We start from the raw sequence: 2,516 nt of genomic DNA, 5'->3' as shown, positions 1-2,516 counted from the left end.
TTTTAGTGAGTGACCACGCCATAGCATCTGGGTAGTTGGAGCCTCATCCAATAAAGAATGAATATACTCGCTCCCTCTCGGTGGGGGGTGTTCGCACCATAAAAATGTCGAACGTTTTTCCCGCTTCACGCTCAGCTAATTTGGCAATAGTAGGGTTCGGGATATGATCGTCTTCTTGTATTTTCATCAGTTGCTGCATTAATTCTTCATCAGAGCGAACAAGGTGCAAGCAATTGTAGAGTCTCAAATACCGAGATGATTGGACGCGCGATAGTTCTGCCGATGATCCAAAGGCACCTACGGTATTTAGTGCAGAAATAAGCGCTATTAACAAACCCATCAAAACAGGATTGAAATGGCTGATTGCAACGGTTGAACCGAGAACGATCAACATAAAAGATAGCGTCTTGTTTACTCTACCGTTAAACCGGGCGGTCATGCTTTCAAGTAAGTGATTGTGGCTATGACGTTATTGAGGGCGTAGCAGTTATTCCGATTCAAGGCACTCTGGTGCAAAAGTTAGGCACCCTACGCCCCTACAGTGGCATGACGGGCTATGACGGCATTCGGGCCAGTTTCCTGAATGCAATGAATGATGATGCGGTTAAGGGGATTTGTTTTGATATCGACTCACCGGGCGGTGAAGTGGCAGGCTGTTTTGATCTGGTCGATGAAATTTATGCGGCACGAGGAGAAAAACCCATTTGGTCTATCCTGTCCGAAAATGCCTATTCGGCTGCTTATGCACTGGCCAGCGCTGCGGATAAAATTATCGTCCCGCGAACGGGCGGAGTCGGTTCAATTGGCGTCATCGTGATGCATGTTGACTGGTCGCAGCGCATAAAAAGTGATGGGGTGCAGGTCACGATAATCACTTTCGGCAGCAGAAAAGCGGAGTCAAATCCCTATGAAGCATTAAGCGAAGAGGCAAAGAAGGCCATTCAGTCAGATGTTGATGAGATGGGCCGCCTGTTTGTGAGTACCGTTTCCCGCAATCGCGGGATAGCAGAGAGAACTATCAGGGACACTGAAGCGGCATGTTACTTAGCCGCCGATGGTGTGCAGTTGGGGTTGGCTGATGAAGTTGCCTCGCCTGATGTCGCATTCCGCGATTTATTAACATTGGTTGGAGAAGATAATGGCGAAAATTAAAAGTTTTTCACACCTGTTTGGCCGTGGTGCTAAGGCATCCGATGAACCCGATGATGAGAAAGATGAAGAGGCCAGAAAAGCCAAAAAGGCCGAAGAGGAAGAGGAGGCAAGGAAGGCTAAAAAGGCCGAAGAAAATAATGACGACCCGGACGATTCTGATGATAAGGATCCTGACGCAAGCGACGATGGCGATGATAATGATGGCGATGATAGCGATGAGAGCAATGATGCCAAAAAAGGCCGCAATGCCGAACGTAATCGCTGTGCACGTATTTTTGGCAGCAAGCATGCAGCGGGTCGCGGAGAATTAGCCGTCTCTCTGGCGCTTAATTCTGGTATGAGTTCCGCCGCCGTGATACGTGTTCTTGCCTCAACCAGCGCAGTTGTCCCGCCAGCATCTGCCTCCCGCAAGCGATCCCTTGATGAGCGGATGCAAGCTAACGGTAATGCACAGCCCGGACAGGATGCCGCAGTCGCATCAAAAGGGGCCTCAATGGTGACTAAAATGACCAGCCTTTATGACTCTGCAAGAGGTAAGAAATAATGGATAAGTTCGGACAAAATGCTTTCCAGCCGGGTATGCGGTCATCATTGTTTGTACCTGATCAGTTAGTTGCCGGACCATTGCAGTTGGTCACGGATATCAATATCGCCTCGATCATGAGTTAACGCTGAGCGCTGGCGGTACAGCTACCGGCTCAATCACTGCTGTTCTTCCGAGTGTATTGGATGACACCACGGGCGGCGGCGCGGCAGGTAATGCAGACGCAGGGACATCGTTAACACTGGACGTGGCCATTGACGGTGTTCAGTCTGTGTCCACCGCAATAGTTAAGATATCCGGTGGTGCCGATATCGAATCTGAAGATGCTTTCCGTTCCCGCATGTTGCTGGCTTATCAAAATACACCGCAAGGCGGCAATGACACTGATTATCGCGGCTGGGCTTTGTCAGTGCCTGGGATCACTCGCTGCTGGGTAAAACGGCGGCTGATGGGGGTGGGCACGGTCGGCATTTATATTATGTGTGATGGCAATGACGCCGGTGGTTTTCCGATCGGGACTGATGGGATATCTCAGTTCGAAGAATGGGGCGCGGTGAAAGCGACAGGCGATCAGGGAAGAGCGGCCGATTTTATTTATCCCTTACAGCCCATTATTGCGATCATCTATGTATGTGCTCCAGTAGCTGCGCCGATAAACTTTGTTATAAGCGGTATTTCTACAGCGAACAACGAAGCAACCACGGCAATAAATGCCGCTATTGATGAAGTATTTTTTACTGAGGGTGAGCCTGGCGGTAAAATTGAATAGACCCGGGTTTCGTAGACACTTTTTTGCCTCATAATGGAGGCTCAATGAAGG

Annotated in this window: 3 protein-coding genes and 2 pseudogenes; 4 read left to right on the top strand and 1 reads right to left on the bottom strand. The window is 49.5% G+C overall.

Annotated features, from left to right (window positions below; all coding sequences use genetic code 11):
- Positions 1 to 43: 43 nt before the first annotated feature.
- Positions 44 to 394: a hypothetical protein gene (locus AEP37_RS26400; protein WP_156168761.1), complete on the bottom strand. Its 351-nt coding sequence runs from the start codon at positions 392 to 394 to the stop codon at positions 44 to 46.
- Between the two features lie 59 nt (positions 395 to 453).
- On the opposite strand from AEP37_RS26400, the pseudogene AEP37_RS23210 reads away from it, so the two are divergent.
- From AEP37_RS23210 to AEP37_RS23200, 4 genes and pseudogenes are all read left to right on the top strand, one after another.
- Positions 454 to 1,152 (top strand): annotated as a pseudogene (locus AEP37_RS23210) (S49 family peptidase); the annotation flags it as partial.
- Positions 1,139 to 1,696, top strand: coding sequence for a hypothetical protein (locus tag AEP37_RS23205; protein WP_049615540.1), 558 nt, complete (start codon positions 1,139 to 1,141; stop codon positions 1,694 to 1,696). The pseudogene AEP37_RS23210 and the gene AEP37_RS23205, both read left to right, overlap by 14 nt.
- The gene (locus AEP37_RS27670; protein WP_268872740.1) at positions 1,696 to 1,821 is read left to right on the top strand and encodes a hypothetical protein; all 126 of its coding nucleotides are present in this window, start codon (positions 1,696 to 1,698) and stop codon (positions 1,819 to 1,821) included. The genes AEP37_RS23205 and AEP37_RS27670 overlap by 1 nt, the downstream gene beginning before the upstream one ends.
- Positions 1,791 to 2,459 (top strand): annotated as a pseudogene (locus AEP37_RS23200) (baseplate J/gp47 family protein); the annotation flags it as partial. The gene AEP37_RS27670 and the pseudogene AEP37_RS23200, both read left to right, overlap by 31 nt.
- Between the last annotated feature and the right edge of the window lie 57 nt (positions 2,460 to 2,516).

It is taken from the genome of Yersinia pekkanenii (genome assembly GCF_001152565.1).
Taxonomy (GTDB): Bacteria; Pseudomonadota; Gammaproteobacteria; order Enterobacterales; family Enterobacteriaceae; genus Yersinia; species Yersinia pekkanenii.
The sequence above is the reverse complement of the archived record's forward strand: the minus strand, read 5'-3'. Positions and strand labels throughout refer to the sequence as shown.

Coding starts and splice junctions, on each gene's coding strand:
- AEP37_RS26400 (WP_156168761.1), bottom strand. CDS start 394: ATGTTGATCGTTCTCGGTTCAACCGTTGCAATCAGCCATTTCAATCCT.
- AEP37_RS23205 (WP_049615540.1), top strand. CDS start 1,139: ATGGCGAAAATTAAAAGTTTTTCACACCTGTTTGGCCGTGGTGCTAAG.
- AEP37_RS27670 (WP_268872740.1), top strand. CDS start 1,696: ATGGATAAGTTCGGACAAAATGCTTTCCAGCCGGGTATGCGGTCATCA.